At 70.6% G+C, this 14324-nt stretch carries 13 protein-coding genes, 1 tRNA gene and 1 pseudogene; 6 read left to right on the forward strand and 9 right to left on the reverse strand.

Going from position 1 to position 14324, the window contains the following annotated elements:
- The first annotated feature begins 21 nt into the window (after positions 1-21).
- Positions 22-978, forward strand: a complete 957-nt coding sequence (locus ACIQI8_RS29075) for a zinc-binding dehydrogenase (protein WP_402356424.1) — start codon at positions 22-24, stop codon at positions 976-978.
- 84 nt (positions 979-1062) lie between these two features.
- Here the strand turns inward: ACIQI8_RS29075 and ACIQI8_RS29080 are convergent, their stop codons facing one another.
- From ACIQI8_RS29080 to ACIQI8_RS29105, 6 genes and pseudogenes are all read right to left on the reverse strand, one after another.
- Positions 1063-2718, reverse strand: coding sequence for a long-chain fatty acid--CoA ligase (locus tag ACIQI8_RS29080; protein WP_402356427.1), 1656 nt, complete (start codon positions 2716-2718; stop codon positions 1063-1065).
- Between the two features lie 120 nt (positions 2719-2838).
- Positions 2839-3396, reverse strand: a complete 558-nt coding sequence (locus ACIQI8_RS29085) for a SigE family RNA polymerase sigma factor (RefSeq protein ID WP_402356430.1) — start codon at positions 3394-3396, stop codon at positions 2839-2841.
- Positions 3397-3612: 216 nt separating this feature from the next.
- The gene (locus ACIQI8_RS29090) at positions 3613-4779 is read right to left on the reverse strand and encodes a lipid-transfer protein (protein WP_402356433.1); all 1167 of its coding nucleotides are present in this window, start codon (positions 4777-4779) and stop codon (positions 3613-3615) included.
- A 323-nt stretch (positions 4780-5102) separates the two neighbouring features.
- Positions 5103-5489: pseudogene (locus ACIQI8_RS29095) on the reverse strand (MaoC family dehydratase); the annotation flags it as partial.
- An 11-nt stretch (positions 5490-5500) separates the two neighbouring features.
- On the reverse strand, positions 5501-6409 hold the full coding sequence (locus ACIQI8_RS29100) for a bifunctional MaoC family dehydratase N-terminal/OB-fold nucleic acid binding domain-containing protein (protein ID WP_402356436.1): 909 nt from the start codon (positions 6407-6409) through the stop codon (positions 5501-5503).
- A 262-nt stretch (positions 6410-6671) separates the two neighbouring features.
- Positions 6672-6983, reverse strand: coding sequence for a hypothetical protein (locus ACIQI8_RS29105; RefSeq protein WP_123999061.1), 312 nt, complete (start codon positions 6981-6983; stop codon positions 6672-6674).
- 351 nt (positions 6984-7334) lie between these two features.
- On the opposite strand from ACIQI8_RS29105, the gene ACIQI8_RS29110 reads away from it, so the two are divergent.
- Both ACIQI8_RS29110 and ACIQI8_RS29115 read left to right on the forward strand, forming a co-directional pair.
- Complete coding sequence (locus tag ACIQI8_RS29110; RefSeq protein WP_402356439.1) at positions 7335-8201, forward strand: bifunctional DNA primase/polymerase; 867 nt, start codon at positions 7335-7337, stop codon at positions 8199-8201.
- A gap of 89 nt (positions 8202-8290) precedes the next feature.
- Positions 8291-8767 (forward strand): hypothetical protein, encoded by a 477-nt coding sequence (locus ACIQI8_RS29115; protein WP_402356442.1) that lies wholly within the window; start codon positions 8291-8293, stop codon positions 8765-8767.
- A 42-nt stretch (positions 8768-8809) separates the two neighbouring features.
- Here the strand turns inward: ACIQI8_RS29115 and ACIQI8_RS29120 are convergent, their stop codons facing one another.
- Positions 8810-9298 (reverse strand): hypothetical protein, encoded by a 489-nt coding sequence (locus ACIQI8_RS29120; protein WP_402356445.1) that lies wholly within the window; start codon positions 9296-9298, stop codon positions 8810-8812.
- Between the two features lie 281 nt (positions 9299-9579).
- Positions 9580-9666, reverse strand: a tRNA-Ser gene (locus tag ACIQI8_RS29125).
- A gap of 127 nt (positions 9667-9793) precedes the next feature.
- Between ACIQI8_RS29125 and ACIQI8_RS29130 the strand changes: the two genes are divergently transcribed.
- Entirely contained in the window at positions 9794-10642 is an 849-nt protein-coding gene (locus ACIQI8_RS29130) for an isocitrate lyase/phosphoenolpyruvate mutase family protein (RefSeq protein WP_402356448.1), read from the forward strand.
- 152 nt (positions 10643-10794) lie between these two features.
- Here the strand turns inward: ACIQI8_RS29130 and ACIQI8_RS29135 are convergent, their stop codons facing one another.
- Positions 10795-12321: a S1C family serine protease gene (locus tag ACIQI8_RS29135; protein WP_402356451.1), complete on the reverse strand. Its 1527-nt coding sequence runs from the start codon at positions 12319-12321 to the stop codon at positions 10795-10797.
- Positions 12322-12578: 257 nt separating this feature from the next.
- Between ACIQI8_RS29135 and ACIQI8_RS29140 the strand changes: the two genes are divergently transcribed.
- Together ACIQI8_RS29140 and ACIQI8_RS29145 are read left to right on the forward strand one after the other, a co-directional pair.
- Positions 12579-13406 (forward strand): glycerophosphodiester phosphodiesterase, encoded by an 828-nt coding sequence (locus ACIQI8_RS29140; RefSeq protein ID WP_402356454.1) that lies wholly within the window; start codon positions 12579-12581, stop codon positions 13404-13406.
- 366 nt (positions 13407-13772) lie between these two features.
- Complete coding sequence (locus ACIQI8_RS29145; protein ID WP_402357919.1) at positions 13773-14282, forward strand: ATP-binding protein; 510 nt, start codon at positions 13773-13775, stop codon at positions 14280-14282.
- The last annotated feature ends 42 nt before the right edge of the window (positions 14283-14324 follow it).

The raw sequence follows: 14324 nt of genomic DNA on the forward strand, positions 1-14324 counted from the left end.
GTCCGGGCCAAGGGGGAAGACATGTCCGCCGCGCCGCGCGCCTCCGTCCGCGCTCTCGTCGTCGATCCGTCCGCGTCCGCCGCGGTCCGCCTCGCCGAGGTGCCCGATCCCGTGCCCGGCTCCGACCAGGCCCTGGTGGCGGTCTCGCACGCCTCGTTGAACTACGGCGACCTCAACGACGCCCGCTCCGGGCGGGTCCCCGTGGGTGCGGTGCTCGGTTCGGACGCCGCCGGCGTGGTCGTTCGGGCCGCGGCGGACGGAACCGGTCCGGCGGTGGGCACCCGGGTGGTGGCCCTGACCTCGGGCGCGTTCGCCGAGCGCGTCGCGATCGGCGTGGGCGCGCTTGCCGAGGTCCCGAAGGACTTGGACCTGGCGCGGGCGGCGGCGCTGCCGGTCGCCGGAGTGGCGGCTCTGCGCTCGCTGCGGGCCGCCGGGCTCGGACCGGGCAAGAGGGTGCTGGTCACCGGGGCCTCCGGCGGGGTCGGCCGGTACGCCGTCCAGCTGGCGGCGCGGGCCGGTGCCCACGTGATCGCGTCCGTGGGCTCGGCCGCCCGTGGGGAAGGGCTGCGCGAGGCCGGCGCCGACGAGGTGCTGATCGGACTGGAGCGGCTTCAGCGGCCGGTGGACGTGGTCATCGACAACGTCGGCGGCCCTCAACTGGTCGCCGCCTGGAACCTGCTCGCGCCCGGCGGCAGCGTGCAGAGCGTCGGCTGGACGTCCGGGGAGCCGGCGGTCCTCCCGCCGTATGCGACGGTCGGCCCGGCCAAGTCGCTGACGTCCTTCGTCATCGAGGGCGCTGTCACGGAGGACCTGGCCGCTCTCACCGAGCTGGCCGCCGAGGGGCTCCTCAGCGTCGAGATCGGCTGGCAAGGATCCTGGGACCGTTTCGAGGAGGCGGCCGAGGCGCTCCGCGGCCGCCGGATCTCCGGAAAAGCGGTCCTGGAGGTGGCGTCCGGCGAACTGCCCGCCGGCGGGTGACGGGCACGGGCCCACGTCCTACGACGGTGACGTGGGCCCGTGCCGCTCCATTCCCGGTATCGGTGCCGGTGCCGGTGCCGGTCGTCAGAGCTTGGTGACGTCCAGGCCGCCCTCGGCGTACTGCCTGCGCAGCACCTTCTTGTCGAACTTGCCCACGCTCGTCTTCGGGACCGACTCGATGATCGTCCAGCGCTCCGGGAGCTGCCACTTGGCGATCTTGCCCTCCTCGGCGAGGAAGGCGCGCAGGGACGCAAAGTCGGCGGTGGCGCCCTCCTTGAGGACGACCGTGGCCAGCGGGCGCTCGCCCCATTTCTCGTCGGGGACGGCGACCACGGCGGCCTCGGCGACGGCCGGGTGGGACATCAGCGCGTTCTCCAGGTCGACCGAGGAGATCCACTCGCCGCCGGACTTGATGACGTCCTTGGCGCGGTCGGTGAGGGTGAGGAAGCCGTCGGGCGAGATCGTGCCGACATCGCCCGTCTTGAGCCAGCCGTCCTCGCTGAACTTGTCGACGGGGCGCAGGGGTTCGGCCTCGGGGCCGTTGTAGTACGCGCCCGCGATCCAGTTGCCGCGGACCTCCAGCTCGCCGGCGGACTCGCCGTCCCAGGGCAGGCGCTCGCCGCCGGGGCCGGAAAGGCGTGCCTCGACACCGGCCGGGAAACGGCCCTGCGTGAGCCGGTACGCGAACTCCTCCGGTGTGCCCACCGCCTGGGCCGGCGGGCGGGCGATCGTGCCGAGCGGGGAGGTCTCCGTCATGCCCCAGGCGTGACAGACGCGCATGCCGAGCTTGTCGAAGGCCTCCATGAGGGAGGGCGGACAGGCCGAACCGCCGATGGTGACCTGGGTGAGCGAGGAGACGTCACGCGGGCGGGCCGTGAGCTCGATGAGCAGGCCCTGCCAGATGGTGGGCACTGCGGCGGCGTGCGTCGGGTGCTCGGTCGCGATCATCTCGGCGAGCGGGGCGGGCTGCAGGAAGCGGTCCGGCATCAGCATGTTGATGCCGGTCATGAAGGTGGCGTGCGGCAGTCCCCAGGCGTTGACATGGAACTGCGGGACCACGATCAACGACGTGTCCTGGTCGGTCAGGCCCATCGACTGGGCCATGTTGACCTGCATGGAGTGCAGGTAGACGGAACGGTGCGAGTACACGACCCCCTTGGGGTCGCCCGTCGTCCCGGAGGTGTAACACATCGCGGCCGCCTGGCGTTCGTCCAGCTCCGGCCAGTCGTACGAGGTCGGCTTGCCGGCCAGCAGCTCCTCGTACTCGTGCACCCGCGGGGCGACCCCGGCCAGCAGTGAACGGTCACCCGGACCCGACACCACCACGTGCTCGACCGTCTTGAGATGCGGGAGCAGAGGCGCGAGCAGCGGCAGCAGCGAACCGTTGACGATCACGATCCGGTCCGCCGCGTGGTTCACGATCCACGCCAACTGCTCGGGCGGGAGGCGGAGGTTGAGGGTGTGCAGGACCGCGCCCATCGACGGAATCGCGAAATAGGCCTCGACGTGCTCCGCGTTGTTCCACATCAGGGTCGCGACCCGGTCGTCGCCCGCGACACCGAGGTCCTCGCGCAGGGCGTGCGCCAGCTGGGCCGCGCGGTCACCGATCTCGGCGAAGGAACGGCGGTGGGGTTCCGCCTCACCGGTCCAGGTGGTCACCTGCGATGTGCCGTGGATCGTGGATCCATGCGTCAGGATCCTAGAGATCAGCAGCGGTACGTCCTGCATGGTGCTCAGCACGGCGATCCTCCCGGGGCGACATTGCCTACGCGGCGGTAACGGTTGCGCCGATTCTGCTCACATACCACTCGGTATGTCACTAGGTGCCGTTGATCGATCACATCACGCCGGGCCGGTGTGTCAGCGCACGAGTCCCAACTCGGGGTCCTCCCGCAGCTTGCCGAGCGCACGCGACACCGCGGACTTCACCGTGCCCACCGACACTCCGAGCACCTCGGCCGTCTGGGCCTCGCTGAGGTCCTCGTAGTACCTGAGGACGACCATCGCCCGCTGCCTGGCCGGCAGCTTCGCGATCGCCCGCCACATCGCGTCGTGCAGCGCCTGCTTCTCGGCCGGGTCGTCCCCGCCGGGCGCGGGCTCCGGCTCGGGCAGCTCCTCGCACACGAACTCGTCGACCTTGCGCTTGCGCCACTGCGACGTACGGGTGTTCAGCAGCGCCCGGCGCACATAGCCGTCGAGCGCACGATGGTCCTCGATCCGCTCCCACGCGACATACGTCTTGGTGAGAGCGGTCTGCAGCAGATCCTCCGCGTCGCACGGGTTCGCGGTCAGCGACCGGGCAGTACGCAGCAGCACCGGCTGGCGGGCCTTCACGTACGAGGAGAACGACGGGTACGCGAGGGTCTGCGTCACTGGTTCGGCAGCGGTCGAGGCGCTGGTGCAGACGAGTGTGGTCATGGCTCAACGCTAGGAGTGAGGGCACCTCCGGCGGATCGGCCGCAGGTCCCGAAGCCGAGTCCGCCTCAGGTTGTAGGGGTGGTGCTGCCTGCACCTCCTGAAGGTGGACTAGCGGATGAGGGGTACTGCGGGATGACCCCTGGGGGTTCTCCCGGGGGAGTGCCCTGGAGGAGTGGCACAGAGGAGTGGCCCGGAGGAATGCTCCAGGGGTGCCGGTCAGCCGTCCGACGTCAGGACCAGCCCCGACGTCGGCACCCCCGTGCCCGCCGTGACCAGCACCCCCCGCGCCCCCGGTATTCGGTTCACCGCCGTCCCCCGCACCTGACGCACCCCCTCCGCGATCCCGTTCATCCCATGGAGGTACGCCTCCCCGAGCTGCCCCCCGTGCGTATTGATCGGCAACGACTCCCCCGCCACGAAATCCGCCGCCTCCCCCTTCCCGCAGAACCCGAACTCCTCCAACTGCATCAGCACGAACGGCGTGAAGTGGTCGTACAGAATCGCCACGTCGATCTCGGCCGGCGTCAGCCCGGAGGTGCGCCACAGCTGGCGGGCGACCACGTCCATCTCCGGCAGGCCCGCCAGGTCGTCCCGGTAGAAGCTGGTCATCTGCTCCTGCCCCCGGCCCGCGCCCTGGGCGGCCGCCGCTATGACCGCCGGCCGGTTCGGCAGATCGCGGGCCCGCTCCACCGAGGTGACCACCAGCGCCTGGCCGCCGTCGGTCTCCTGGCAGCAGTCCAGCAGCCGGAGCGGCTCGACGATCCAGCGCGAGGCCGCGTGGTCGGCCAGGGTGATGGGACGGCCGTGGAAGTACGCCGCCGGGTTCGTCGCCGCGTACTTCCGGTCCACGACGGCCACGTGCCCGAACGCCTCCGGGGTCAGCCCGTACGTGTGCAGATAGCGCTGCGCCGCCATCGCCACCCACGAGGCCGGGGTGAGCAGCCCGAACGGCAGGGACCAGCCGAGCGCGGCGCCCTCCGCCGACGGCTCCCGGTGCTGCACGCCCGAGCCGAATCTCCGCCCGGAGCGCTCGTTGAACGCGCGGTAGCAGACGACGACCTCCGCGACGCCCGCCGCCACCGCGAGCGCCGCCTGCTGGACGGTGGCGCAGGCTGCCCCGCCGCCGTAGTGGACCCGGGAGAAGAAGGACAGCTCGCCCACCCCGCAGGCCTGCGCCACGGTGATCTCCGGGCTGGTGTCCATCGTGAACGTCACCATCCCGTCCACGTCACCCGGTGTCAGCCCCGCGTCGTCCAGCGCCGCCCGCACCGCCTCGGCAGCCAGCCGCAGCTCACTGCGCCCCGAGTCCTTGGAGAACTCCGTGGCCCCTATCCCGACGATCGCCGCGCGCCCGCCGAGCGCGTCTCGCGTGCGAACACTCATGCCGGGCCTCCGGGTGGGCCGGAGAAGGGGTCGGGAGGAGGAAGCGGGGCGGGGGCGTTGCCGGGACCGGGCGCGGGGATGGGATCGGAGGCGGGGGCGGGGCCCGGCCCGGGGGCGGGACGCGGCGCGGGGGCGGGACCCGGCGCGGAGACGGGACCGGACGCGGGGGCGGGGCCGGGCGCGGAGACGGCATCGGACGCAGGAACGGAACCGGGCGCGGGCACGGCATCGGATGCAGGAACGGAACCGGGCGTAGAGACGGGATCGGACGCGGAGACAGGACCGGACGCAGAGACGGGAACTGGCGCGGAAACGGGACCGGGCGCAGAGACAGGCAGGGTGACCGTCACCGTGCCGGTGACATGGCGGCCTATCCCGTTGTCGCCGATGACCCGGACCGTCGCGGTGTCGCCGGCGACCTCCTCGATCGTGCCGGTCAACACCATGGTGTCGCCGGGGTAGTTGGGGGCGCCGAGCCGTATGGCCACCTTGCGGAGTTCGGCGGCCGGGCCGAAGTGGTCGGTGATGTAGCGGCCGACCAGACCGTTCGTCGTCAGGATGTTCATGAAGATGTCCGGGGAACCCTTCTGCCGGGCCAACTCGGCGTCGTGGTGCACGTCTTGGTAGTCGCGGGATGCGATGGCACCGGCGACTATCAGGGTCCGGGTGATCTGGATCTCCAGGGGCGGGAGCTTCTCGCCGGCCCTCACCTGTCCGTCCCTCATCGGACCTCCTCCAGCGCGCGGAAGACGGGCAGCACCAACTCGTGGTCGTACGACTGGAATTCGAGCCGCCCCGGCAGCCCTATGCGGACCTTGTCGGACGGCAGCCCCACGACGTTGCTGATCATCCGCACGCCCTCGGCGAGTTCGATCAGCGCGACCGCGTACGGGGGGTCGAAGGCCGGGAAGGGCGGGTGGTGCATGACGACGTACGAATAGACCGTGCCGTCACCGCTCGCCTCGATCGGGGTCCAGTCGGGGCCGCCGCAGGTGTCGCAGCCCGGCAGCCAGGGGAAGCGGAGGGTGTCACAGGTCGTGCAGCGCTGGATGAGCAGGCGGTGGTGCTCGACGCCCTCCCAGAAGCCGGCGTTGTCGCGGTTGACGACGGGGCGGGGGCGCAGGGCGGGCTTCTCCTGCTGCCTTCTGCGGGCGGGCGCGTACTTGAGGATGCGGAAGCGGTGGGTGCCGGCGAGGTGGGGGCCGACGCGGATGTCCATGCGGGTGGTGACGAAGTAACCAGTGCCCAGTTTGGTCGACTTGAGGTCGGACACGGACTCGATGACCGAGTCGAAGGTGATCTCGTCGCCGGGGCGCAGGGGGCGGACGTACTCCTGCTCGCAGTCGGTGGCGACGACCGAGGTGTAGCCCGCCTCGTCGAGCAGGGCGAGCAGCTCGTCGTAGGCCTGTGTGCGACCGCCCGTGTAACCGGAGAGGCCGCCCATCGTCCACACCTGGAGCATGGTGGGCGGGGCCTTGGCGTCCGGGCCCTCGTACGCGGGGTTGGTGTCGCCCATCGCCTCGCACCAGTGCCGGATCATGGGCGCGTTGACGGGGTCCTTGCCCTCGGCGGCGACGGCGGCGGATTGCCCCTCGTACACCTTCAGTCGTGCGCCCAGCTCGTCGGTCATCGTCGCCCCCTCGTCGGCTCGTGTCTCGTACTCACTTCTGGTACACCGCCGCCGCCGAGCAGGTTCCCACGATCTCGGCGAGAGTTTCTGACTGTCCGTCAAATCCCGTGCACTGTCAAGGTTCCGACCCTTCGCGAAAACGCCTGCGCGGCGGTACCGAAGTACCGCCGCGCAGACGCGTTACCACCCCACGGAGCACACCCCTGGACTCCGCCGGCCCCCCGTAGGCCCTTGCGACCTCCTGGGCGTCAGGACCGCCGGTTCACCACAGGTTGGTGAAGTTGACGAGGACGTTCTCGTTTCCCTGGTTGATGGCCGTGAAGGCGGAGCCGTTGACCTGGGCGGTGTTGCTCTGGTTCGAGGCGCCGGAGCCGACCGCGTTCTGCTGCGTGGTGGACGAGTTGCCGTTGTTGTCGTGGCCGACGCCGCTGCCGACGATGCTCGCGACACCGGCGTTCGATCCGTCGTCCGCGATCGCGCCGTTGTCCGCCGCGGCGACGCCGGTGAACAGAGCGGCGGCCAGCGGGAGAGCGGAGACGGCGGCGATGACGCGGGCGGTACGGATGCTTGCCATGTTTCTTCCTCCAGAACCCGGCTTTGTTGCCGGAAGTACGTCAAGTCAGGCTGTTTCCGGGGCAGTTGGCCGACCGCCTCGGTGTTGTGCACGACGTCGCGAGACCAGAGTTGCCCACGGAATCCCCGGCGAACCACCCCGGAAGCCCTTATTCCCCCTCAAGTGCTACGACAAGTCGATAAACCCCTTTCTCCACTTCCAACGCCCAGGTCAGGGCAGAACGGGCGACTCAAACCCAAGCACCGCAAGAGGCGAAGCGTTCCGGCACATTTCCCGCCAATCGCCCTTTCTCGGCGCGTCGAGAGTCGCTCCCCTCTTCCCTTTTTCGAACGTACGTACGAACATAGAGGCATGGCCACCACCGACCGGCAGGCCACGACGCTGGCCCTCGCACACGCCCTGTCAGCCGCGGAGCGCGGTCTGGCCGTCATTCCGCTGTCCCGGACGAAACTCCCGGCCCTGCGCTCCCCCCACCGCGCCGACCCCGAACCAGAGCCATGCCACGGCGAGTGCGGACGCCTCGGACACGGGGTGTACGACGCCTCGACCGACCCGGCGCGCATCCGCGAGCTGTTCGCCGCCGCGCCCTGGGCGACCGGCTACGGCATCGCGTGCGGGCTGGCTCCCTACCACCTCATCGGCGTCGACCTCGACACGAAGTCGGGTACGGACTCCTCGGCGGCCCTGCGCGAACTGGCCCTGCGCCACCTGTTCACGATCCCCGACACCGTGGTCGTCCTCACCCCCAGCGGCGGCCGCCACCTCTGGCTGAGCGGCCCCCCGGACACCGTCGTCCCCAACTCGGCCGGCCGCCTCGCGCCCGGCATCGACATCCGCGGCGCCGGCGGCTACCTCGTCGGCCCCGGCTCCCGCACCGACCACGGCGTCTACGGCACCGCGCCGGGCACAGCGCATCTCGCCCCCGCGGCCTGCCCGCCCGCCCTCCTCCGCCTGCTGCTCCCGCCGCCCCGCACCCACCACCCCGGCACGCCCGCCATCAGCGGCCACGGGCAGGGCCTGGTCCAGTTCGTCCTCGCCGCGCACGAGGGACAGCGCAACACCCGCCTCTTCTGGGCCGCCTGCCGTGCCTACGAGGACGGGATCGGCCCTCCTCTGGTCGAGCCCCTGGTCGAGGCGGCGGTCACCACGGGCCTGACGGAACGCGAGGCCCGGGCGACGATCGCGTCGGCGTCGCGGATGACTCGGCATCGGGAGTGAGGACAACAGCTCACGGGTCAGTGGGACGACGGGTCAAGGGGGGCGCCGGTCGAAGGAACGGCAACGCCGATCAGCAGCAGAGGAACCACATGCACCACCGCCCCAACACGCACCACGGCCCCAGAGCGCGGACCATGTCACTGACCCGGGTTGTCCTCACCTCCGGCCGCGCCGCCGACCTCTGTGAACTGCGGCTCTCTTCGACGTACGGCGTGATGCCCGAGGGCTACCCCTGCAAGCCGGTCAACGACATGGCGATCAAGGGCCTGCTCCACGAAGCCGAGCGCACCTTCCCCACCACGCCGATCCACCTCGTCCCGCCCCCGCGCGAGTACCCCGACCAGTACGCCGGCGCGCTCGGCCCGGTCGAGATCCTCCCGCCGGTCGCCTGCGTCGGCATCTTCCGCTCGACCGCCCTGGACCCGACCCACGACCCCGTCCTGCACCGCTCCACCCTCACGATCATCTGGTTCCAGGACACACCTCATGTGCCGTGCGAGTGCGACGCGGAGAGGGGGGTGCGGGAGGTGGACTGGGAGGGGTTGGCTCGGGACTGTGAGGTGTAGTCACGCGCGCGGGGATGGCAGGGATGCCGGAGAGCCGACGGCTCAGACCCTCTCGACGCGCCAGCCGATCATCCCGGTGGCGCCCGACCGCCCCTGCACGTCGATGCGCAGCGAGGCCGTGGCCGCCGTGAAGCGCTGGGCGCTCATCGCCCCGTCACAGACGACCGGCTTCGGTGCGGGCGTGCTCTTCGGTGTGAAGTTGACGTCCGCGACTCCGGTGCCGTCGCAGATCAAGGTGATGCGGTACGTAGCTCCCGGGGTGAGATCGGGTTCGGAATGGATGCCCTCCGCCACGCGTTCGATGCCGGACTCCACCATGGAGTCGTTCTCGCTCACCGTGCTGTCGAGAGCCGACTGGACCTGCGCGGTGAGCTTCTTCTCTTGCTGCGCCTGGGTGTTGAGGCGACTCGGGGACGGGGAGGGCGGGGCGTCGGCCTTGTCGTCGTCCCCCGACGTGCACGCCACCAGGAGGAACACGGGTGCCAGGGCGCATCCGAACAGGGCGGCACGCACCGCGCGCGTGGTGGTCATGAACCGGATTCTCCACCACGGGTGAGAGAACCCGCTCAGAGGTCCGTTGCCTCCGGGTAGTGGCGACGGAGTTCGTTGATCACTCTCTCGTGGACGGCCCTGACGTCCCACGACGAGCTGTCCACCTTGTCACGTAGCGCTTTCCGCGCCAGGCAAGAAGCGTGATCTCCTACATCCCCGCTTCTGCTCCGGTCGCCCGCCCCACCGTTGTCCGCGCACGGAAGGGATGCCGCTCCAGTGAGCGGCATCCCTTCTGACCTGCGATTCCACTGACCTGCAAGCGGTGGGTGTGGGATTTGAACCCACGGTGACATCGCTGCCACGACGGTTTTCAAGACCGTTCCCTTAGGCCGCTCGGGCAACCCACCCCGCGCCGCCCACCTGGGACGGAGCGGGTACAGCGTACCCGGCTCGGTCGATTCTCGGGGAGCGTGGGGCGGGAGGGGGTGTGTGGGAAGGTCGGACGCAGGGACGGTCGAGGAAGGGTTGCGGGACGTGGACAGCAATCGTCGCCAACTGGCGGAACGCTTCGTCGAGTTGCACAAGGAGGGGTGCTTTCTCCTGCCCAATGCCTGGGACGTGGGGAGCGCCAAAGTGCTGGAGGCCGCCGGGTTTTCGGCGTTGGCCACCACCAGTGCGGGGGTCGCGTTCTCCCTTGGGCGGCCTGATCATGACTTCTTCGCTGACGCGGGGGGCGCCGGGCGCGTTGACCGGGACACCATGCTCGGGCGGGTGCGCGAGATCGCCGGTGGGGTGTCCGTGCCGGTCAGTGCCGATCTGGAGGACGGGTACGGGGAGGCGCCCGAGGTGGTCGCCGAGACCATCACGGCCGCGCTCGCCACCGGTGCGGCCGGCGGCAATGTCGAGGACTTCACCGGGGAGCGGGAACGGCCGCTCTACGGGCAGGACCTCGCCGTGGAGCGGATTCGGGCCGCGCGGGAGGCCGTCGACCGCGGTGGGGAGCCGTTCGTGCTCGTGGGGCGGACCGATGTGCTCCTGGTGGGCGGTTCGCTCGACGAGTGTGTGCGGCGGGCGAACGCGTATCTGGCGGCCGGTGCGGACTGCGCGTTCGTGCCGGGGGCCGCTGACGCGGTGACCATCGGGACGCTCGTGCGTGAACTCGACGGACCGCTCAACGTGGTTATGGGACTGACCGGGAACGCGCTGGGGATGGCGGAGTTGCGTGAGTTGGGGGTGCGGCGGGTCACCGTGGGGGGCAGTATCGCGCGGGCCATGTATCGCCGGCTCGTGCTCGCCGCGCGGGAGTTGGCCGAGTCGGGGACCTTCTCGTATGCCGAGGACCAGATGTCCCAGGGCGAGCTCAACAGCCTCTTCGAGAAGTGAGCCGACGAGCCGGCAATGAAGCCGAAGCCGGCAAAGCCCGCACGTGAGCCGGGTGTCGGAGGGGGAGCTCCGGCACCCGGCTCATCGAGCGTCACGCGCGCGTGCGCCTCGGTCGGGCCGTCAGCGGGTCGGACCGTCAGTCGGACACCGCGTCAGCTGTCGCCCTCGCGGGAGCCCAGCGTCAGGTCCACGGTGTGGGTCTTGCCGCCGCGCTCGTAGGTGATCGTGACCTTGTCGCCCGGCTTGTGGGTCCAGATCTCGCCGATCAGGGTCGGGCCGGAGTCGATCACGTGGTCGTCGAGCTTGGTGATGACGTCGCCGGGCTTGAGGCCGGCGTCGGCGGCGGGGCCGCCCGCCTCGACGGCGTCGGAGCTGCCGGCGCCCTTCTCGCTGATCTTCGCGCCGCCGGTGGAGTCCTCCAGGGAGACGGACGCGCCGATCTTCGCGTAGACCGGCTTGCCGGTCTTGATCAGCTGCTGGGCGACGTACTTGGCCTGGTTGATCGGGATGGCGAAGCCGAGGCCGATCGAGCCGGACTGGCTGGTGCCGCCCAGGCCGCCGCTGCCGGTGGACTGGATCGCGGAGTTGATGCCGATGACGTTGCCCTGGGCGTCCAGGAGGGGGCCGCCGGAGTTACCCGGGTTGATGGAGGCGTCGGTCTGCAGGGCGCTCATGTAGGAGGCGTTGGAGCCGGTGCCGTCGCTGGAGGCCACGGGGCGGTTCTTCGCGCTGATGATGCCGGTGGTGACCGTGTTGGACAGGCCGAAGGGTGCGCCGATGGCGATCGTGGAGTCACCGACGGCGACCTTGTCGGAGTCGCCGAGGGTGAGGGGCTTGAGGTCGGACGGCGGGTTCTTGAGCTTGATGACCGCGACGTCGTAGCCCTGCGCGTGGCCGACCACCTCGGCGTCGTACTTCTTGCCGTTCGGGAAGGTGGCCGTCAGCTTGCCGCCGTCGATCGCGTCCGCGACGACGTGGTTGTTGGTGACGATGTGGCCCTGGGTGTCGAAGACGAACCCGGTGCCGGTGCCGCCCTCGCCGCTGGTGGACTCGGCCTCGATGGTGACGGTGCTGGGTACGGCCTTGGCGGCCACGCCCGCGACCGTGCCGGCGTCACGCTTGACGTCACCGCCGCTGGTGGAGGCGGAGACGGTGGTGGAGCCGCTGTTGTCGTCGTTGTCCTTGGCCAGGGTGTAGCCGAGGCCGCCGCCCAGGCCGCCGGCGACCAGTGCGGCCACCAGGATCGCGGCGATCAGCCCGCCGCGCCCGCTGCCGGACTTGTGGCTGTGGGCGGGCTGCTGCTGCTGGTAGGAGTCGCCCCAGCCGGCACCGGAGCCGCCCGCGCCGCCGTCGGCGTAGGAGGGGGTCGCCGGGGGCGGGGGCGGCCAGGCCGCCTCGGGGGCCGAGCCCTGAGACGCGGGGCCCTGGGGGTGGTCGGCGCCCGTCGAGGCGTAGCCGGGCCCCTGGGGGGCGCTTGCGGACGCGTACGTGGGCGCGTGGCCGGAGTGCAGCAGGTCCTGCTCCGGTGCGCCGGGGGCGCTCGAAGGCGTCGGCGGGAGCGGAGTCGTGGGGGCGCCCCCTTCAGGGGCGACGTGTGCCGAGGGGGCGGGAGCATCCACCGGCACGGGGGGTGCGGACGGGGCCGGGGGTACCGGGTTGCCCTCGTTCTCGGTGCTCACAGCTTGTCTCCTCGGTCCACGGCTGGTCTTCTCGGTCGCACTCGGGCATGCCCGTTCACGTTGTTCGACGGTCCGGTGCGCTGCAGCTGTGCATGTCCTTTTGTATGCCGTCAGCTTTTCCCATGAGCCGTCAGGGCACCATAAGCGGCGCCTGTGTGTCCGGGGCTATTCCTTATATAGGTCATCAGGTGCAAAAGGGACGCAATCTCCGACCCTCCGCTCGCACGACTACCCCCGAGCGGTGGCACCATGACGCGGTGACCCACGCACGGCAGCCCCGGATCCAAGTCGTCGCCCACCGCGGAGCCTCCGAAGAGGCCCCCGAGCACACCCTGGCCGCGTACAAGAAGGCGATCGAGGACGGTGCGGACGCCCTCGAGTGCGATGTACGCCTGACCGCCGACGGACATCTCGTCTGCGTCCACGACCGTCGCGTCAACCGTACGTCCAACGGGCGCGGAGCGGTGTCGGCGCTGGAGCTCGCCGATCTCGCCGCGCTGGACTTCGGGGCCTGGAAGACCCCGGAGGGGTGGCGCACGCGCGACGAGGAGCCCGACTGGGAGCACCGGCCCGAGGACCGCGCCGACACCTCCGTACTGACTCTGGAGCGGCTGCTGGAGCTCGTCGCGGACGCGGGGCGGCGGGTGGAGCTGGCGATCGAGACCAAGCACCCCACGCGCTGGGCGGGGCAGGTGGAGGAGCGGCTGCTGCTGCTCCTGAAGCGGTTCGGCCTGGACGCGCCGGCCGCGCCCGAGGAGTCGCCGGTGCGCGTGATGAGTTTCTCGGCGCGCTCGCTCCAACGCGTGCGTGCCGCGTCGCCGACGCTGCCGACGGTCTATCTGCTGCAGTTCCTCTCGCCGCGGCTGCGCGACGGGCGGCTGCCAGCGGGCGTCGGGATCGCGGGCCCCTCGATCCGCATCGTGCGCAACCACCCGACGTACATCGAGCGCCTGAAGCAGGCCGGGCACCAGGTGCACGTGTGGACCGTGAACGAGCCGGAGGACGTGGACCTCTGCGTCGGGACGGGCATCGACGCCATCATCACCAACCGCCCGCGCGCGGTGCTGCGCCAGCTCGGACGCTGAGCCCCCGCTCGCACAGGAAGCCGCGCCCTCTTTACACAGAGGACCGGCTTTACAAAGAGGACCAGACTTACAAGGAAGACCGGCCTTGCACAGGAGACTGGTAAAGACCTGTGAAGAAACCCTTGACCCACCCGCCCCAATGACGCCATTCTCCCAATCTCAGTCACACCGGCGAATTCCAGCCACGTGACTACGGGGAGTGCACCGGCGCGTTCGGTCCGTGTTCGAGCTCTGCGAATGCGTCACCGAACGTGAGTTGGCCGGTTTCCGGTTCAGGCCAATGGGGCATCCACACCGTGGCGTGGGGCGAAGGAGGTCTCGGGGGTGGCGTTGGTGGTGGCACAGGAGGTGCCCACGTCGTCGAGCATGGCCGTACCCCATGGCCCTGCGGGCGTGGGCAAGGCGAGACACCGCATGCGCGAGCAGCTGCGCGGACGAGGGGTGTCGGACGCGGTCATCGACGATGCCGTGCTGATTCTTTCCGAGCTGTTGAGCAACGCGTGCAAGCACGGTCGGCCTCTGGGCGACGCCCTCGCCGGGGACGGTGACGTCCGCGCCGCGTGGCGCGTCGACACGGGCGGCCGGCTGACGGTGGAGGTGACGGACGGTGGCGGACCCACCCGCCCGGCTCCGGCCACTCCGTCGGTCACCGCGCACGGCGGCCGGGGGCTGAACATCATCACGGCGCTGGCCGACGACTGGGGTGTGCGCGACGACACCCGCGGCGAGGTCACGGTGTGGGTCGTCGTACGCGGCGATGTTCATGATCCGGATGTCGGACGCCGACGTGACGACTTCGCTACGCGCGTCACGGCGCCCTCGGTCCGGGCGCTGCCCGCACTGGGATTCACGGACGCGTTCGACGAGCTGGACTGAACCTCTGGTCCGACCGGACCGCATCTCTCGTCCGACCGGACC

This window comes from Streptomyces sp. NPDC092369 (genome assembly GCF_044755245.1).
Lineage (GTDB): Bacteria > Actinomycetota > Actinomycetes > Streptomycetales > Streptomycetaceae > Streptomyces.